Origin of the sequence: Tepidiforma thermophila, from assembly GCF_002563855.1 — a bacterium.
Taxonomy (GTDB): Bacteria; Chloroflexota; Dehalococcoidia; order Tepidiformales; family Tepidiformaceae; genus Tepidiforma; species Tepidiforma thermophila.
Window position 1 is genome coordinate 215,285 of the sequence record NZ_PDJQ01000001.1, and the last position, 15,811, is coordinate 231,095.

A 15,811-nucleotide genomic window follows, 5' to 3' on the forward strand; every position below is an offset into this window, starting at 1 on the left:
GCGGTGACGCATCTCTGGTTCGAGATCACGGCGAAGACGCCACCGGCGCTGGCGGAGGCGGTGGCGGATATCGTGCGCGGCGTTGCCCCGGGCGGCGTCAGCATCGAGGAGCCGGTGGAGATCCTGGGGCCGGAGCAGGGGTTCCGGGTGCGCGGCGGCGAGCCGGTGCTCATCCGGTGCTACCTGCCGTCGTCGGAGCTGGGGGCGATGCTGGTGGAGGAGCTGCGGCGGGCGATGGAGGCGTTCCCGGCGGTGGAGCTGAGCGCGCGGCCGATCTACGAACAGGACTGGGCGGTCTCGTGGCGGGAGTTCTTCGGGGTGGTGGAAACGGGCGGCCGGGTGGTGGTGGTGCCCTCGTGGGTGGAGCACGAACCGGCGCCGGGGCAGCTCGTGATCCGGCTCGACCCGGGACAGGCGTTCGGCACGGGGCACCATGAGACGACGCGGCTCTGCCTGGGGTTCCTCGACGGGCTGGTTGCGCCCGGGACGCGGGTGCTCGACGTGGGGACCGGCTCGGGGATCCTGGCGATTGCGGCGGTGCTGCTCGGGGCCGCGCAGGTGGACGCGATTGACATCGATCCCGTGGCCGCCGAGGTGGCGGAGCAGAACTGCGCGGCCAATGGTGTGGCGGGGCAGGTGCGCGTGCGCGCCGGGCGGCTGGCGCCCGGCGACATCGGCGAGCCGTACGACCTGGTGGTTTCGAACATCAGCCCCGACGCGAACATCGGGCTGGTGCCTGTGTTCGAGCGGGCGGTGCGCCCGGGTGGCGACCTGCTCCTCTCGGGGGTGCTGGAGCAGGACGTCGAGCGGGTGACGGGGGCGTGCGCGGCAGCCGGGTTCGTCCACCGGGAGACGCGGCTGGAGCGGGACTGGGCGGCCATCCACTTCCGGCGGGAGGGCTGAGCGGGGTGGACAGCGGCGCGCCGGGGGCGCAGGATCGCGGCGCAATGACGGAGGCCAGCGGCCAGGCCATGCGGGGGCCGGGGCGATGAGCGCGGACGGCGGGTCGCCGGGGCGCGGCTGCGGGCGCTGCTCGAGCGGGGGCTGGTGCTGGCGCCGTTTGTGTTCGATGGGGTGCAGGCGCGGCTGGCCGAGGCCGCGGGGTTCGACGCGGTGTACATGAGCGGGTTCGGGACGGCGGCATCGTGGGGGCTGCCGGACCGGGGGCTGATCGGGCTGGGAGAGATGGCGGCAAACGCGGCGCGGGTGGCGGGTGCGGTGCGGGTCCCGGTCATTGCGGATGCGGACACGGGCTACGGGAACGAGGCGAACGTGGCGCGGACGGTGGAGCTGTACGAGCGGGCCGGCGTGGCGGCGCTGCACATCGAGGACCAGGAGTGGCCGAAGCGGTGCGGGTTCCTCGAAGGGAAGCGGGTCATCCCGGCGGAGGAGATGGAGCTGAAGGTGCGGGCGGCGGTCCGGGCGCGGCGCGACCCGGCGACGGTGATTATCGCGCGGACGGATGCGCTGGCGCCGCTGGGGCGGGAGGCGGCGGCGGAGCGGGCGCGGCGGTACTTCGCCGCCGGTGCGGACCTCGTGTTCCTCGACGGGCTGAAGGACCGGGAGACGATCGCGTGGGCGGCGGAGGAGCTGCGGGGGATCCCGCTGGTGCTGAACACGTGGCTCCTGGCACCAGAGGAGGCAGAGGCGCTGGGCTTCCGGCTCTACCTGCAGCTGGGGGTAATGCTGCGGCACTTCGCGGACTTCCGGGCGGCGCTGGCGGAGCTGCGGGCGACGGGTCAGGTGCGGCTCGGTGAGGACGCCGGGGTGGAGTGGATCACGGAGCTGCTGGATCGGGGTCGGGAGGAATGACGGGCGCGGATAGGTGGGTTTCCGTTCGTCTACCGTTTAGGGGTGGAACCTGATACGTTCGCGGTACCCCCGCTGGGGCACGACGGCCTATGGGTGAACTCGGGAGCCTGTTGACTCGCGCCCGGGAGGCGCGCGGGTTGACGCTCGAAGACGCTGAACGCGATACGCGCATTTCGCGCCGGTACCTCGCGGCGCTCGAGGCGGAGCAGTTCGAGATCATTCCTGCTCCGGTGTATGCGCGCGGGTTCTTGCGGTCGTACTCGCAGTACCTGGGGCTGGACCCGCAGGAGATGCTGGCGATGTTCCCGCGGGAGGACGAGGACCCGTACGGGCGGGAGCAGGAGCCGGCGCGGCCGAGCATGGACCGGCCGGTGAGCCCGGTATCGGCATCGCGGCCGGCGTGGAGGTCACGGCCGACGGCTCCGGCGGGGCGGCCGGCGGCGGGACGGGGTGCACCGGAAGCCGAGGATGAGGGACCGGTCATCGGGAGGGGCGCACCTCCGCGCCGCCCTGCGCCGCTCCCGGCGCAGCCGGGCGCCAGCCGGGAGCCGATCATCGGCGTAGACATCGGGGTGCCGGCGCCGGCACGGCGGATTAACCCGGACCCGGCAGCGCAGACGCGCTCCGCCGTGCTTGCAATTGTGGCGATTGCGGCGATCCTCGGGGTCGTGTTTGTGGCGTACCTGCTGGCGAGCCTGGCAGGGGATGACGGGAGCGCACCGCCGGGGTCGCTCGGTTCGACGCCGACGGCCACGCCGGCTACCGGCACGACGCCCACGGGGCCGAGCGGGCTGCCGGTGACGCCGGGGCTGGTGCCTGATGTGCGCGGGGTGCCGGAGGCGACGGCGATAGCGGCGATTCGCGAGGCGGGGTACGAACCGCTGATTCAGCGAGTGAAGAGCAACCAGCCGGCGGGGACGGTCATCGACCAGTCGCCGGCGCCGGAGGTGGAGATGGCTGCGGGGTCGCGGGTGCAGATTGTCGTGAGCGAGGGGCCGTGATGGCCGTGCCGAGGCGGTACCACCTGGTGACGCTGGGCTGCCCGAAGAACGATGTGGACAGCGCGCACCTGGCGCGGCTGCTGGAGGGCGGTGAGCTCGTGCCGGTGGCGGACCCGGGCGAGGCAGACGCCATCATCGTGAATACGTGCGGGTTCATCGAGCAGAGCCAGGCGCAGTCGATGGCGGCGGTGCGGGAGCTGGCGGCGGCGAAGCGCGAGGGGCAGGTGCTGATCGTGGCGGGGTGCATGACCCAGCTGTACGGCCGGCAGGTGAGGGAGGAGACGCCGGGGATCGACCATGTGTTCGGGGTGGGGCAGTGGCACGAGGTGGCGCGGCTGCTGCAGGTGGATGTGGACGCGATCTACGACATCCCCGAGAGCAACGTGCGGGTGGAAGGGCCGAGCGCGTACCTGAAAATTTCGGACGGGTGCGATGCGCCGTGCACCTTCTGTGTTATCCCGAAGATCAAGGGCGGGCTGCGGTCAGCGCCGGCGGGGCTGCTGGTAAGGGAAGCGCGACGGCTGGTGGAGGCTGGGGCGAAGGAGCTGGTGCTGGTGGGGCAGGACACGACGGCGTGGGGCGAGGACCTCGGGATGCCGGTCGGGAGCGGGCTGCCGGGGCTTTTGCGGATGCTGAGCGAGGCTGCGGGGCCGGAGACGTGGCTGCGGCTGATGTATGCCTACCCGAGCCGGGTGACGCCGGAGCTGATCGGGACGATGGCGGAGCTGCCGAATGTGGTGCACTACCTCGATGTGCCGCTCCAGCACGGGAGCGAGGCGGTGCTGCGGCGGATGAAGCGGCCGCACAACCTCGAGCGGGTGTACCGGTTCATCGAGGAGCTGCGGCGGGCGATGCCGGACATTGTGCTGCGGACGTCGTTCATCGCGGGGTTCCCGGGGGAGACGGAGGCGGAGTTCGAGGAGCTGCTGGCGTTCGCCCGGGCGGTGGAGTTCGACCACGCGGGGTGCTTCACCTATTCGCGGCAGCAGTGGACGGGGGCCTACGAGATGGAAGGGCAGGTCCCGGACGAGGTGAAGGCGGAGCGGCGGGCGCGGTTCATGGAGCAGCAGCAGGCGATCTCGGCGCGGCGGGCGGCCCGGTTCATCGGGCGGACGCTGGAGATGCTGGTGGAGGGCGAAGGCGAGGACGAAGACGGGCTGCCGGTGGTGGCCGGGCGGACGTACCGGGAGGCGCCGGAGGTGGACGGGCTGGTGTTCGCGCGGGGGCGGGCGCGGCCGGGGGAGCGGGTGCGGGTGGCGATCGAGGATGCCTCGGAGTACGACCTCTTCGGGCGGGTGGTGCGCGAGCGGCCGGGGCGCGGCCGGGTGCGGGCAATCTCCCCGTAACACGTGCGGGGTACACTTTGGCGGGCGCGTCCTGCGCGCCGGGAGGGTGTGCTGATGAACGAATCTGCCGAGTATGTCCTCTCCGCTTGCCGCGAGCACGATGTGAAGTTCATCCGGCTCTGGTTCACGGACATCGTGGGGACGCTGAAGAGCTTTGCGATTACGGTGGAGGAGCTGGAGAAGGCGCTCGAGGAGGGGATGGGGTTCGACGGGAGCAGCATCGAAGGGTTTGCCCGCATCGATGAGTCGGACATGGTGGCGCGGCCGGACCCTTCGACCTTCCAGCTGGTGCCATGGCGGCCGAAAGAGGCGAGCGTGGCGCGGATGTTCTGCGATATCACCTACCCGGGCGGCGAGCCGTTCGAGGGGGACCCGCGCTACGTGCTAAAGCGGCAGCTGAAGCGGGCGGCGGACCTCGGGTACACGTTCTACGTGAGCCCGGAGATGGAGTACTTCTACTTCAAGTCGGAGACGGAGCCGGTGCCGCTGGACCGGGGCGGGTACTTCGACCAGATGAGCGATGCAGGGAGCGACCTGCGGCGGGAGACGGTGCTGACGCTGGAGGCGATGGGGATCGAGGTGGAGTACAGCCACCACGAGGTGGCGCCGAGCCAGCACGAGATCACGCTGCGGTACACGGACGCGCTCACGATGGCGGATGCGGCGATGACGTACCGGCTGGTGGTGAAGGAGATTGCGGCGGCGAACGGGGTGTACGCGACGTTCATGCCGAAACCGATCGAGGGCGTGAACGGGAGCGGGATGCACGTGCACCAGTCGCTCTTCAAGGGTGAGCGGAACGCCTTCTTCGATGAGAACGACCCCTACCACCTGAGCGCGGTGGCGAAGGGGTACATTGCCGGGCTGCTCTACCACGCGCGGGCGATCACGCTGGTGACGAACCAGTGGGTGAACAGCTATAAGCGGCTGCTGCCGGGGTTCGAGGCGCCGGTGTACCTGAGCTGGGCGCGGCGGAACCGGAGCGACCTGATCCGGATCCCGGAGTACAAGCCGGGGAAGGAGATCCACACGCGGATCGAGTACCGCTCGCCGGATGCGGCCTGCAACCCGTACCTGGCGTTCGCGGTGATGCTGGCGGCCGGGCTGGACGGGATCGAGAACGAGCGGCCGCTGCCGCCGCCGGTTGAAGAGAATGTGTTCGAGATGACGCCGGCGGAGCGCGCAGCGCGGGGCATTGAGATGCTGCCGGGGTCGCTGATTGAGGCGATCGAGGTGGCGGAGAAGTCGAGCTTCCTGCGCGAGGCGCTGGGCGACCACGTGTTCGAGAGCCTGATTGCGAACAAGCGGATCGAGTGGGAGCGGTACCGGCGGCACGTGACGGATTTCGAGCTGCGGGAGTACCTGCCGATCCTGTGAGTGCGCGGAAAAACTGCTCGCGCCGGTGATCGATTTCGCGTAGACTGGCGCGAGCGGGGGATGGAGGCGCACGTGAGCGAAACCGGGACGTACCGTTCGGAACTGACGGCGCGGCTGCGTTCGGCCACGGACGACATCGCGTGGGTGGTGCGGGGGCTGCTCGAGGAGCAGGCGCACTACCGGCCGGTGCCGGGAGAGTGGTCGGTGCATGAGCACCTGTCGCACCTGCGGGATATGGAGCAGGAGGTGTACCTGCCGCTCCTGCGGTGGGCGACGGTGCCGGAGATGCTGGACCCGCGGGATTACAGCCGGCGGGAGTGGCGGGAGCGGCGGTATGACCCGGCAGAGCCGCTGGCGGCGATCATGGCGGACCTCCAGCGGATGCGGGATGAGGAGCTGGCGATCTTCCGCGCGATGGGCGATGCGACCTGGACGCGCTACCGGACGGATACGCGCTGGGGGCCGCTGACCTGCCAGTGGATTGCGGAGGTGATGTACCGGCACACGCTGGACCACCTGCAGGGGATCTTGGGGCTGGTGCAGGACCTCCACCTGGCGGCGCTGGAGCCGCCGCCTATCATCGTGGGCGGGTATATTGGGGGCGGAGCCACCCGGTGATTCGTCTGCGCAGCATTGTCGAGGTTGGCAGCGGCGGGCTCGACGCCGCGCAGGATGCGATCGGTTCGCAGGCCGACGCGATTCTGCTGAGCGTGGCGGATGCGCGGGTGCCGCTGGCGGAGGCGCGCCAGCAGGTGACGGCGGTGCTGGCGGCGGCCGGCCAGGGGGAGAAGGCGGCGCTGGTGGTGGTGAACCACCCGAAGACGCGGCTGCTGCGGGACGACCTGGACGCGATCCTGAGCCCGCTGGTGGGCGGGGTGCTGATCCCGCATGCGGTGGAACCGCAGGACGTGCGCGATACGGCGGTGTACCTGCGGGAGTTCGAGCTGCGGCGGGGGATCGAGCCGGGGGATACCAAGGTGTTCCCGGTGATCGATACGGCGCGGGGGCTGCTGCACGCGGAGCAGATTGCGATGGCGGCGCCGCGCGTCGGCGGGCTGGTGTTCCACGCGGTGCGGTTCGCGCGGGATATCGGGGCGCGGCCCGAGCAGCGGGGCGACCGGCTGGCGTATGCGCGGGGGAAGGTGGTGGCGGTCTGCCGGGGGCTGGGGATTTCGCCGCTGGTGACGAGCGACGGGCTGGAGCTGACCTACCTGGCGGAGCAGGGCTTCGCCGGGGCGATTCTGCCGGACGTGCGGTATGTGGCGACGGCGAACGCAGCCTTTGCGCCGGGGCGGCTGGTGAAGGACCGCGCGAACGCGGCGGTCGAGGCGTATGAGGCGGCGCGGGCCGAGGGGGCGTGGGTGGCGCGGTTCGAGGACGAGGTGATCGACGCGGAGGCGGCGCGGAAGCTGCGCCACCTGATCGGGGAGTAGGGCGGGTCAGTCGGGCTCGGGCGGGAGGTCTTTGGCGAGTTTTTCGTAGCGGCGGGCGTATTTGCCGACATCGGGGGCCGGGCCCATGGCGGCGTCGACTTCCTTGCCGTACTTCGCCTCGGCTTCGGCGATCTTGTCTTTGAGGGTCTGGTGGCGGACGAAGGCGCTGACGATGCGGCGCATTTCGTGGCCGTGCTCGCTGCCGGCTCCGGGGCAGGGCGGCGGTTCGACCGGTGCCAGGACGGACCGGACGAAGAGCTCCGTCATGGCCCCGCATTTCGCGCACTTGAACTCGTAGAGCGGCATGGGCGCATGGTACCGCGGCGGGGAGCGCCCGAGAAGGCAGGGGCGGTTTTGCTTGACGAGCGGTGCGTTACCCGTGGCGCTCGGGGCTGGCCTCACGGGCGGCGAGGTAGTGCTCGGCGCTGATGGCTGCGGTGGCGCCGTCGCCAGCGGCGCTGATCAGCTGGCGGGCGGCTTTCGTGCGGAGATCGCCGGCGACGAAGAGGCCGGGGACACTGGTGGACATGTCGAGGTCGACGATGGCGTGGCCGCCGGGGTCGAGGTCGACAAGGCCCTGGAGGAGGTGGCTGTTCGGGGTCTGGCCGATGAAGATGAACACGCCGTCGATGGGGACGGTCTCGATTTCGCCGGTGACGACGTTGCGGAGGCGGACGCGCTCGACGCTCTCGGCGCCTTCGATGGCTTCGACGACGGTGTTCCAGCGGAAGCGCATTTTCGGATTGGCGAAGGCGCGTTCCTGGAGGATGGCGCTGGCGCGGAGGGTATCGCGCCGGTGGACGACGGTCACGCTGCTGGCGTAGCGGGTAATGAAGAGGCCTTCGTCGATGGCGGAATCGCCGCCGCCGACGACGATGACATCCCGGCCGGCGAAGAAGGCGGCATCACAGGTGCCGCAGTAGGAGACGCCGCGGCCGGTGAATTCGGCTTCGCCGGGTACGCCGAGCTTGTTGTAATCGGCGCCGGCGGTGACGATGACGGCGTCGGCGGTGATGGTGCGCTCGGAGGTGGTGATTTCGAAGGTGCCGCCGGGGAGACGCTGGAGGCCGGTGACGGGCTCGTAGGCGAACTCGGCGCCGAATTTTTCGGCCTGGCGGAACATGAGCTGGGCGAGGTCGAAGCCGTTCACGCCGTCCGGGAAGCCGGGGTAGTTTTCGACGATGTCGGTGGTGGCGATCTGGCCGCCGATGACCTTGCCTTCGAAGACGATGGTTGTGCGGCGGGCGCGGGCGGCGTAGATGGCGGCAGTGAGCCCGGCGCCGCCGGCGCCGATGATGGCGATGTCGTAGTCGCTCATGGGGTGCTCCGGGGAGAAGGAGCGGCCGCCGGGCGTACCCTGGCGGCCGCTGGGAGAGTGAACGGCTGTGGCGCCTCAGGCGAGGGCTTCGTCGAGCCGCTTCTTGAGGTCGCTCTTGGGGCGGAAGCCGACGATGGTGCCCTTGAGCTCGCCGCCCTTGAAGATGAGGAGCGAGGGGATGCTGCGGATCCCGAACTTTGCGGGGACCATGGGGTTTTCGTCGGTGTTGATTTTGAGGAAGTTGACCTTGCCGGCGTACTCCTGGGCGAGCTCTTCGACGATGGGGGCGACCATGCGGCAGGGGCCGCACCAGGGCGCCCAGAAGTCGACGAGGACGGGGAGGTCGGACTTGACGACGTCGGTTTCCCAGGTGGCGTCGGTGACTTCGCGAACTTCGGACATGGCGGTGTTCCTTTCCGGCCGGCTGGCCGCGGGGATTGCGGTGAGGTACCGGTAGTGCGACTATACCCCCGAGGGGTATTGAAGTCAACCCCTCCAGGGAGGGGAAGGTGAACGACGAGGAGATGAAGCGGCTGCTCGACCGGCTGGCGCGGGTGGAGGGCCAGGTGCGGGGGCTGCGGAAGATGCTGGAGCAGCAGCGGTGCTGCGAGGATGTGCTGACGCAGCTTCTGGCAGCGCGTTCGGGGCTGGAGAGCGCGGGCCAGCTGGTGCTGGAGCGCCACCTGAACGACTGTGTGCTGGGCGGGGCGGAGGTGGACGAGCGGACGAAGGAGGCGCTGCGGGAGACGCTGCGGCTGTGGAGCCGGCACAGCGGGCCGGCGGGGTGACTCAGGCAGGCTGTTCGGCGGCCCAGCGGGCGGCGAGCTGGCGGAGGAGCGGGGCGGCGTGCGCCATGGCGCGGGCGGGGTCGGGTTCGAGGTCGGCGAGGGTGCGGGCGCCGGGCAGGTCGGCGCGCCCGGCGAAGATGACGACGGGTTTCCCGGCGGCGCGGGCAGCCTCGGCGACGCGGCCGGTGACTTTGCCGGCGAGCGACTGGACATCGTAGCTGCCCTCGCCGGTGATGACGAGGTCGGCGGCGGCGAGCCGTTCGGCGAAGCGGGTGACGCGGGCGACGACGTCGAAGCCGCTTTCGATGGCAGCGTCGAGGAAGGCATGGAGCCCGCCGGCGAGGCCGCCGGCGGCACCGGCGCCGGGGAGGCCGCGGAGGTCGACGCCGGTGGCGCGCCGGACGACGGCGGCGAACCGTTCGAGCGCTTCTTCGAGGAGGTCAACCTCGGCTGGGGAGGCGCCCTTCTGGGGAGCAAAGACGCGGGCGGCGCCGTCGGGACCGCAGAGCGGGGAGCGGACATCGGTTGCGACGACGATGGGGAAGGCGCCGAGCCAGGGGGGCGGGCGCCAGTCGATCCGTTCGAGGCGGGCGAGTGCGGCCCCGCCGGGCGGGAGTTCGGCGCCGGCCATGTCGAAGAAGCGGGCGCCGAGGGCGCGGAGGGCGCCGGCGCCGCCGTCGGTGGTGGCGCTGCCGCCGACGCCGATGAGCATGCGGGCGGGCTGGCCGGCGGCGGCATCGGCGATGAGTTCGCCGACGCCGAAGCTGTCGGCGCGGAGGGCATCGCGCTCCCCGGGCTTGAGGTGGAAGAGACCGTTGGCCTGCGCGGCTTCGATGACGGCTTCGCCGCTTTCGCGGAGGCGGAGGTAGCGGCCGAGGACGCGCCGGCCGAGGGGGTCGTGGACGACGGCGGCGCAGGTATCGGCGCGGACGGCGCGGCGGAGGGCATCGAGCAGGCCGGGGCCGCCATCGGAGAGGGGGAGGAGGTCGATGGTCCAGGCTGGCCGGGCGGCCCGGATGCCGGCAGCGATGGCGGCGGCGGCTTCGTCGGCAGAGAGGCTGCCTTTGAACTCCTGGGGAGCAACGAGGATGCGCACGTCAGCTCAGCCAGAGGCGCCAGGCGGCGATGAGGACGATGGCGATGATGTAGCCGTAGGCGACGTTGCGGACGAAGCGGAGGGTATCGCGGGCCTGCCGGTTGCGGAAGACGACGGCCATCACGATGGTGACGGCGAAGAAGGTGACGACCGCAAGGGCGAGGAGCGACTTCATCCGTGAGAGCGCCGGGCCGGGGGCTCAGCTGTCGCCGACGACGGTGCGGCTGGCGAACTTCCAGCCCTCGGCGGTGCGGACCAGTTCGTCGCGGTAGATGGCGGTGACGAGGATGGAGGCGGGCGGCTGTTCGCCGGGGGCCAGGCGGAGGAGCATGAGGTAGCAGCTCCCGGAAGCGGTTTCGCCATCGCCGTCGAGGACTAGGTTGTTGGTCCAGTGGCGGGCCTTCATGCGGGTGGCGAAGGCGTTGCCGAAGGCTTCGAGCTGTTCGCGGCCTTCGAAGGTGCCGGAGGCGGAGGAGAACCGGCCATCGGGGGTGAAGCAGGCGGCCCAGGCGGCGCCGTTGCCGGAATCGATGGCGTGGTTGTAGCGGGCGTAGAGCTGCTGGATGGCGAGCTGGTCTTCGACGGAGAGGGGCATGGACGAGACCTCCGGTGGGGTGGCGGGCACGGCGCCCGGCTGCTGGCGTACGATAGGGCAATCGCGGGAGAAGGGCACACGATCATGCGCGCAACCTGGGTGATGGGCATGCTGGCCGGGCTGGCGCTGCTCGCTGCGGGATGCGGCGATAACGGCGGCGGGTACCCGGATGGGCTGGCGAACGATGCGTACGACCTGGCGGCGATGTCGCTGCTGGCGGAGGACCTGCCGCCGGAATTTGAGAAGCAGACGCCGGGGGAGTTCGAGAACGAGGCGTGGGCAGCGATTTTCCAGACTGACGACGTGGAGGCGAAGCTGCGGCAGCTGGAGGCACAGGGGCGGCTGCGGAACTACGTGTCGCTGTTCGGGCCGAAGGGGCTCGGCCCGGTGCTGGCGGTGACGGCGATTTCGACGCTGTATGAGGATGCCGGCGCGGCGGAGCGCTCGCTGCGGGAGTTCGCCTGCGGGCTGCCGATCGAGGCGAATGTGCGGCTGGAGCCGCAGCTGGTGCCGGCAATCGGGGATGGGGCGAGCGGGTTCCTGGTGCGGCAGTTCGAGGAGGACGCGCCGACGTTCGTCGACGCGACGGTGTGCTTCCGCACGGGGCGGGTGGTGCACGCGGTCCAGGCGACGAGCGTAGCCGGGGTGGAGGATATCGGGTTCGTGATCCGGCTGGCGGAGCGGATGCTGGCGCGGACGGACGCGGCGTTCGCGAAGGCCGAGGGTTAGCCGCCGGGCGGCTCGCGGCGGAGGGCGTAGATGGTGCGGCCGCGGGCGCAGAGGGTGCGCCGCTCATCGAAGATGGAGACCTCGGCGTAGACCATGGTGCGACCCTTGCGGACGATGGCGGCCTCGGCGGTGGCGCGGGCCCCGTGGACGGGCCGGAGGTAGGTAATGCCGAGGTCGGCGGTGCCGTTGGGGATATCGCCGGGTTCGAGGGAGGCCTGGAGGGCGAAGAGCATGGCGATATCGACCATGGCGGCGAGGACGCCGCCGTGGACGGCGCCCCCGACCCCGGAGAGGGTGGCCGGGGAGGTGCGGAGGGCGATGCTGGCGAACCCGGGCCGGGCTTCGGTGAGTTCGAGGCCGAGGAGGCGGTGCAGCTCGGTGGCGGCGAAGCGCTCGGCGAGGTGCGGAGGGACGGCGCCCATAGCGGTCACCAGGTGGCGGCGGCGGGCTTCGGCGCATCGGGCGGGGCAGCGCCGTAGTCGCCGAAGGGGCCGTCGCGCCAGTCGAGGGCGGCCTTGAGGCCGTTTTCGCGGGCGATGCGGCCGAAGGTTTCGCCGCCGGGGCGGACGCGGCCGAGCTCCTGGATATCGCCGCCGACCTGGAGGGAGGTGCGGAAGCCCATGATTTCGTAGACGCGGTTGATTTGGCGCTTGGTCATCTGGAGCATGGGGCCGTCGATGTTGGCGATGCGCTCGGCGAGGGATTCGGTGACCTCGCAGAGGCGGTCGATGGGGACGGCGCGGTTGGCCCAGCCGAGTTCGACGGCTTCGCGGCCGGTGACGCTGTCGCCGGTGTAGAGGAGCTCGCGGACCTTGCGCATGTGCATGTGCCAGGGGTGGTAGATGATGTCGACGGGTGTCATGGCGCGGACGGGCGGGTAGCCGATGATGGCGTCTTCGGCGACGACCATGAGGTCGCACATGGAGGCGAGTTCGGTTCCGCCGGCGAGGCAGTAGCCGTGGACCTGGGCGATGACGGGCTTGGTGCATTCCCAGATCTGCCAGTAGCCGCTGAGGAGGTGCTGGGGCCACTGGCCCTGGCCGGGGTGGATGGGGCCGACGTTGGGGAGGCCGGAGCGCTTTTCGACGTAGTCGCGGTCGTCGCTGGTTTGGGAGACGCCGGAGAGGTCGTAGCCGGCGGAGAAGGCGCGGCCTGAGCCGCGGATGATGATGGTGCGGACCTCGGGGTCCATTTCGAAGTCTTTGAGAGCATCGAAGAGCTCAGCGCGGAGGTTGTGGCTGAGCGCGTTCATTTTCTCCGGGCGGTTGAGCTGGATGATGCCGTGGCGCTGCTGCTTGATGGTGAGGATGTCGCGGTAGTCCTTCATGGCAGCGGGGATTGTGGCGCGGCGGGCGGAGGCTGTCGACGGGGTCAGGCCCAGACGGCGTCGATGAGGGTGTCGGGGATATCGAAGACGGCCGGGCCATCGGGGAGGTAAAGCGGCTCTTCGCGGAGCCAGCGGGGCAGGCGGTCGTCGGCGCGGGTGAAGCCGGCGCGGCGGTTGAACTCGCGCTCGGCGTCGATGGCGGCGCGGGCCATGCGGAGGATGACTTCGTCGTCGCAGGGGATATCGAAGCGGGTGCTGGCGAAGGCGGCGAGGTCGGCCGGGAGGGCGTTGGTGAACTGGCAGACGCCGGCGGAGTCGATGGCCATCATGACGAGCTGTTCGTGGCGGCTCTGCTTGACGAGGGTCTCGGCGTTGACGCCGCGGGCGGTGACCATGCCGGCGGTGTGGTCGGCGCCCTGGGGGCTGGTGGCGTAGGTGATGCCCATGCCCTTGAGGGTGCGCGGCTCCCAGGCGGGGAGGCCCTGGCCCTTGACGGCGGGGACGCGGTCGATGCCGAAGGTTGCGGCGGTGTGGACGGTGCCGTTGCCGATGATGCGGCCGAGGGGGGTGCCGGCGCGGACCTCTTCGAGGAGGCGCTTTGTTCCCTCCCAGTCGCCCCAGGGGAGGACGCCGGCTTCCATGGCGACGCCGATGGCGTTGCCGATTTCGATGGTATCGAGGCCGATGTCGTCGCAGAGGCGGTCGAGCTCGGCGACGGCGTCGGCGGGGCCGATTTCGAGGTTGGAGCCGAGGAGGGCGATGGTTTCGAATTCGAGGGCGGTGGTGACGTGGTTGCCGTGTTCGTCGTTGAAGAGGATGGCGCACTTGATGATGCAGCCGGCCATGCAGGGGAGCATTTTGCCGCCGCGGGTGGCCCCGAGCTCTTCGATGTACTGGCCGGAGATGGTGTGGGCGCGGTCCCAGGTGCCGAAGCGGTGGTTGCGGGTGGGCATGGACTGGATATTGTCGCGGTTGACGAAGCGGACGACGCCGGCGGTGCCGACGGTGGAGAGGTTGTGGGTGCGGGGGTCTTCGAGGACGAGTTTGGAGAAGCGGGTGACGTGCTGGCGGAAGTCGTCTTTGCGGAGGCCAGGGATGGTGCGGGGCGCGCCGGTATCGTCGACGACGATGGCTTTGAGGCCCTTTGCGCCCATGACGGCGCCGGGGCCGCCGCGGGCGGCGTGGCGGGTGGGGCGGCCCTCGGGGTCGGTGACGGCGACGGAGGCGGCGGCCATGCGGTGTTCGCCGGCGGGGCCGATGGTGGCTGCGGCGCGGGCGCCGACGGCTTCGCCGACGAGCTGGCGGTGGAGGTCGTAGTTGGAGCGGCCGGCGAGTTCGGGCGCGGGGGCGAGGCGGACGCCGTGCTGGTCGATATCGAGCCGCTGCCAGCCGGAGCGTGAGGCGCCAGAGATGACGAGGGCTTTGATGCCGAGGCGGGCGAGGCGGTGACCAAGCTGGCCGCCGACGTTCGCCTCTTTGACGCCGCCGGTGAGGGGGCTCTTAAACACGAAGGAGGTGCGCCCGCTGGTGGTGACGGCGGTGCCGCCGAGGAAACCGGGGCAGATATAGAGGCGGGCGTCGCGGTGGAGCGGGTGGATGGTCGGGTCGGTCTCTTCGAGAAGGAGGGTGGCGCCGAGGGCGCGGCCGCCGAGGTAGCGGAGGCGCTCGGGGGCAGGTTCTTCGGTGATCTCGCCCGTGGTCATGTCGACCCGGACGATGCGGTCGATTTCCATGGGGGCTCCGGGACGGTTGCTGTAGCGGGCATCCTACACAATGCGCGGGGGGATGGTCAGCGGCGGCACCGGGAGCTGCCCCCGGCGGGCCTATACTTGGGGCATGCGCTGGTGGGAGTTCGAATCGGTTATCGGGAGCGACGTTATTGCGCTGGTGCGCGGCGCGGCGGCAGAGGCCGAGCGGCGGAGTGCGCTGACGCCGGAAGTCGTGCAGGCGATTGTGGAGCGCGGCTGGTTCAAGGCGTGGGTGCCGCGGGAGTTTGGCGGGCTGGAGCTGGATCTCGAGGCGGGGCTGCGGCTGTTCGAAGCGGCGGGCTGGGTCGACGGGTCGTTCGGGTGGAGCGTGATGATCGGGGCGGGCGGCGGCGTGTTCGCGGGGCTGATGCGGGAGACGACGGCGCACGCGGTGTTCGACCCGAAGGAGGCGGTCATCGCGGGGTCGGGGAACCCGCGCGGCACGGCGGAGCGGGTGCCCGGCGGGTTCCGGGTGAGCGGGCGGTGGCAGTGGGCGAGCGGGGCGCCGTGGGCGACGACGTTCACGGCGAACTGCGTGGTGACCGAAGGCGGGGAGCCGGTGCCGGGGGCGAACGGCGGGCCGCTGATCCGGGCGATGGCGTTCGAGCCGGCGCAGGTGCGGATTCACGAGACGTGGGATGCGCACGGGATGCGCGGCACGGCGAGCCACGACATGGAGGTGACGGAGGCGTTCGTGCCGGAGGAGCGGATGTTCTCGGTGTTCGAGGGGGAGCCGTGGCACCCGGCAACGGTCTTCCGGGTGCCGTTCGTGGAGTTCGCGGAGGCGACGACGGCGTCGGTGCTCCCCGGGGTGGCGCTGCGGCTGTTCGACCTGGTGGCGGCATCGACGCGGGAGCGAACGGAGTACGGCGGTCCGCGGCTGATGGCGGAGCGGGACGATGTGCGGAGCCGGATGGCGGAAGCGCTGGTGACGGTTGAGGCGGGGCGCACGCTGCTGTTCGATGCGGCGCGGCAGACGTGGGCGGAGGCGGAGCGGGGCCGGCCGGCGCCGTCGACGCTGGCGCGGCTTTCGCTGGCGGCGAATTTTGCGGCGGCAGGCGCGCTGCGGGCGGGGAGCATCGTTGCGCCGCTGGGCGGGATGGCGCTGAACCAGCGGGCGGACGAGGCCGGGCGGGCGTGGCGCGACCTGCAGACGGCGGGGCAGCACGGGGCGATCCGGCCGACCGGGCTGGCCATGCGGGGCGCGGAGCTGCTGGCGGACTGACGGGCGGCCCGGGGCC

General features: G+C 71.0%; 19 protein-coding genes. 10 read left to right on the plus strand and 9 right to left on the minus strand.

Going from position 1 to position 15,811, the window contains the following annotated elements:
* Positions 1 to 3 precede the first annotated feature (3 nt).
* From A9A59_RS01105 to A9A59_RS01135, 7 genes are all read left to right on the plus strand, one after another.
* A complete protein-coding gene (locus tag A9A59_RS01105) occupies positions 4 to 903 on the plus strand; it encodes a 50S ribosomal protein L11 methyltransferase (RefSeq protein ID WP_098502520.1) in 900 nt (299 codons plus the stop codon).
* A gap of 126 nt (positions 904 to 1,029) precedes the next feature.
* Positions 1,030 to 1,812 (plus strand): isocitrate lyase/PEP mutase family protein, encoded by a 783-nt coding sequence (locus A9A59_RS01110; protein ID WP_278286923.1) that lies wholly within the window; start codon positions 1,030 to 1,032, stop codon positions 1,810 to 1,812.
* Between the two features lie 89 nt (positions 1,813 to 1,901).
* Complete coding sequence (locus A9A59_RS01115; protein WP_098502522.1) at positions 1,902 to 2,813, plus strand: helix-turn-helix domain-containing protein; 912 nt, start codon at positions 1,902 to 1,904, stop codon at positions 2,811 to 2,813.
* Positions 2,813 to 4,159: a 30S ribosomal protein S12 methylthiotransferase RimO gene (gene rimO, locus A9A59_RS01120; protein WP_098502523.1), complete on the plus strand. Its 1,347-nt coding sequence runs from the start codon at positions 2,813 to 2,815 to the stop codon at positions 4,157 to 4,159. Before A9A59_RS01115 ends, rimO begins: the two co-directional genes overlap by 1 nt.
* A 54-nt stretch (positions 4,160 to 4,213) precedes the next feature.
* A complete protein-coding gene (locus tag A9A59_RS01125) occupies positions 4,214 to 5,536 on the plus strand; it encodes a glutamine synthetase family protein (protein WP_098504764.1) in 1,323 nt (440 codons plus the stop codon).
* Between the two features lie 72 nt (positions 5,537 to 5,608).
* A complete protein-coding gene (locus A9A59_RS01130) occupies positions 5,609 to 6,154 on the plus strand; it encodes a DinB family protein (RefSeq protein ID WP_165772412.1) in 546 nt (181 codons plus the stop codon).
* Positions 6,151 to 6,969 carry an aldolase/citrate lyase family protein gene (locus tag A9A59_RS01135; RefSeq protein ID WP_133117463.1) on the plus strand — a complete coding sequence of 273 codons (819 nt, stop codon included), beginning with the start codon at positions 6,151 to 6,153 and terminating at the stop codon, positions 6,967 to 6,969. Before A9A59_RS01130 ends, A9A59_RS01135 begins: the two co-directional genes overlap by 4 nt.
* A 6-nt stretch (positions 6,970 to 6,975) precedes the next feature.
* Here A9A59_RS01135 and A9A59_RS01140 read toward each other — a convergent pair whose 3' ends face one another.
* The 3 genes from A9A59_RS01140 to trxA form a co-directional block, all read right to left on the minus strand.
* Positions 6,976 to 7,275, minus strand: a complete 300-nt coding sequence (locus A9A59_RS01140) for an FmdB family zinc ribbon protein (protein ID WP_098502526.1) — start codon at positions 7,273 to 7,275, stop codon at positions 6,976 to 6,978.
* A gap of 67 nt (positions 7,276 to 7,342) precedes the next feature.
* Positions 7,343 to 8,287 carry a thioredoxin-disulfide reductase gene (trxB, locus tag A9A59_RS01145; RefSeq protein ID WP_098502527.1) on the minus strand — a complete coding sequence of 315 codons (945 nt, stop codon included), beginning with the start codon at positions 8,285 to 8,287 and terminating at the stop codon, positions 7,343 to 7,345.
* 75 nt (positions 8,288 to 8,362) lie between these two features.
* Positions 8,363 to 8,689, minus strand: a complete 327-nt coding sequence (trxA, locus tag A9A59_RS01150) for a thioredoxin (protein ID WP_098502528.1) — start codon at positions 8,687 to 8,689, stop codon at positions 8,363 to 8,365.
* Positions 8,690 to 8,796: 107 nt separating this feature from the next.
* Here trxA and A9A59_RS01155 point away from each other — a divergent pair, with 107 nt between their 5' ends.
* Positions 8,797 to 9,075, plus strand: coding sequence for a metal-sensitive transcriptional regulator (locus A9A59_RS01155; RefSeq protein ID WP_098502529.1), 279 nt, complete (start codon positions 8,797 to 8,799; stop codon positions 9,073 to 9,075).
* A 1-nt stretch (position 9,076) separates the two neighbouring features.
* On the opposite strand, the gene A9A59_RS01160 is transcribed toward A9A59_RS01155, so the two are convergent.
* The 3 genes from A9A59_RS01160 to A9A59_RS01165 are packed head-to-tail and all read right to left on the minus strand — an operon-like array spanning position 9,077 to position 10,766.
* On the minus strand, positions 9,077 to 10,171 hold the full coding sequence (locus A9A59_RS01160) for a glycerate kinase family protein (protein WP_098502530.1): 1,095 nt from the start codon (positions 10,169 to 10,171) through the stop codon (positions 9,077 to 9,079).
* Position 10,172: 1 nt separating this feature from the next.
* A complete protein-coding gene (locus A9A59_RS13895; protein ID WP_165772413.1) occupies positions 10,173 to 10,346 on the minus strand; it encodes a hypothetical protein in 174 nt (57 codons plus the stop codon).
* Between the two features lie 24 nt (positions 10,347 to 10,370).
* The gene (locus tag A9A59_RS01165; protein WP_098502531.1) at positions 10,371 to 10,766 is read right to left on the minus strand and encodes a nuclear transport factor 2 family protein; all 396 of its coding nucleotides are present in this window, start codon (positions 10,764 to 10,766) and stop codon (positions 10,371 to 10,373) included.
* 84 nt (positions 10,767 to 10,850) lie between these two features.
* Here A9A59_RS01165 and A9A59_RS01170 point away from each other — a divergent pair, with 84 nt between their 5' ends.
* A complete protein-coding gene (locus A9A59_RS01170) occupies positions 10,851 to 11,495 on the plus strand; it encodes a hypothetical protein (RefSeq protein WP_098502532.1) in 645 nt (214 codons plus the stop codon).
* Here A9A59_RS01170 and A9A59_RS01175 read toward each other — a convergent pair.
* The 3 genes from A9A59_RS01175 to A9A59_RS01185 are packed head-to-tail and all read right to left on the minus strand — an operon-like array spanning position 11,492 to position 14,555.
* Positions 11,492 to 11,917: a PaaI family thioesterase gene (locus A9A59_RS01175; RefSeq protein WP_098502533.1), complete on the minus strand. Its 426-nt coding sequence runs from the start codon at positions 11,915 to 11,917 to the stop codon at positions 11,492 to 11,494. The two genes, A9A59_RS01170 and A9A59_RS01175, sit on opposite strands and share 4 nt — an antisense overlap.
* A gap of 5 nt (positions 11,918 to 11,922) precedes the next feature.
* Positions 11,923 to 12,822, minus strand: a complete 900-nt coding sequence (locus tag A9A59_RS01180) for an enoyl-CoA hydratase-related protein (protein WP_098502534.1) — start codon at positions 12,820 to 12,822, stop codon at positions 11,923 to 11,925.
* A 44-nt stretch (positions 12,823 to 12,866) separates the two neighbouring features.
* On the minus strand, positions 12,867 to 14,555 hold the full coding sequence (locus tag A9A59_RS01185) for an aldehyde ferredoxin oxidoreductase C-terminal domain-containing protein (protein ID WP_098502535.1): 1,689 nt from the start codon (positions 14,553 to 14,555) through the stop codon (positions 12,867 to 12,869).
* 103 nt (positions 14,556 to 14,658) lie between these two features.
* On the opposite strand from A9A59_RS01185, the gene A9A59_RS01190 reads away from it, so the two are divergent.
* Positions 14,659 to 15,795: an acyl-CoA dehydrogenase family protein gene (locus A9A59_RS01190; RefSeq protein ID WP_165772414.1), complete on the plus strand. Its 1,137-nt coding sequence runs from the start codon at positions 14,659 to 14,661 to the stop codon at positions 15,793 to 15,795.
* Positions 15,796 to 15,811 lie beyond the last annotated feature (16 nt).

What these genes read in the sequence shown, in the direction of transcription:
- A9A59_RS01115 (WP_098502522.1), top strand. Translation starts at nt 1,902, where the DNA reads ATGGGTGAACTCGGGAGCCTGTTGACTCGCGCCCGGGAGGCGCGCGGG.
- rimO (WP_098502523.1), top strand. Translation starts at nt 2,813, where the DNA reads ATGGCCGTGCCGAGGCGGTACCACCTGGTGACGCTGGGCTGCCCGAAG.
- A9A59_RS01125 (WP_098504764.1), top strand. Translation starts at nt 4,214, where the DNA reads ATGAACGAATCTGCCGAGTATGTCCTCTCCGCTTGCCGCGAGCACGAT.
- A9A59_RS01140 (WP_098502526.1), bottom strand. Translation starts at nt 7,275, where the DNA reads ATGCCGCTCTACGAGTTCAAGTGCGCGAAATGCGGGGCCATGACGGAG.
- trxB (WP_098502527.1), bottom strand. Translation starts at nt 8,287, where the DNA reads ATGAGCGACTACGACATCGCCATCATCGGCGCCGGCGGCGCCGGGCTC.
- trxA (WP_098502528.1), bottom strand. Translation starts at nt 8,689, where the DNA reads ATGTCCGAAGTTCGCGAAGTCACCGACGCCACCTGGGAAACCGACGTC.
- A9A59_RS13895 (WP_165772413.1), bottom strand. Translation starts at nt 10,346, where the DNA reads ATGAAGTCGCTCCTCGCCCTTGCGGTCGTCACCTTCTTCGCCGTCACC.
- A9A59_RS01165 (WP_098502531.1), bottom strand. Translation starts at nt 10,766, where the DNA reads ATGCCCCTCTCCGTCGAAGACCAGCTCGCCATCCAGCAGCTCTACGCC.
- A9A59_RS01170 (WP_098502532.1), top strand. Translation starts at nt 10,851, where the DNA reads ATGCGCGCAACCTGGGTGATGGGCATGCTGGCCGGGCTGGCGCTGCTC.
- A9A59_RS01175 (WP_098502533.1), bottom strand. Translation starts at nt 11,917, where the DNA reads ATGGGCGCCGTCCCTCCGCACCTCGCCGAGCGCTTCGCCGCCACCGAG.
- A9A59_RS01180 (WP_098502534.1), bottom strand. Translation starts at nt 12,822, where the DNA reads ATGAAGGACTACCGCGACATCCTCACCATCAAGCAGCAGCGCCACGGC.
- A9A59_RS01185 (WP_098502535.1), bottom strand. Translation starts at nt 14,555, where the DNA reads ATGGAAATCGACCGCATCGTCCGGGTCGACATGACCACGGGCGAGATC.
- A9A59_RS01190 (WP_165772414.1), top strand. Translation starts at nt 14,659, where the DNA reads ATGCGCTGGTGGGAGTTCGAATCGGTTATCGGGAGCGACGTTATTGCG.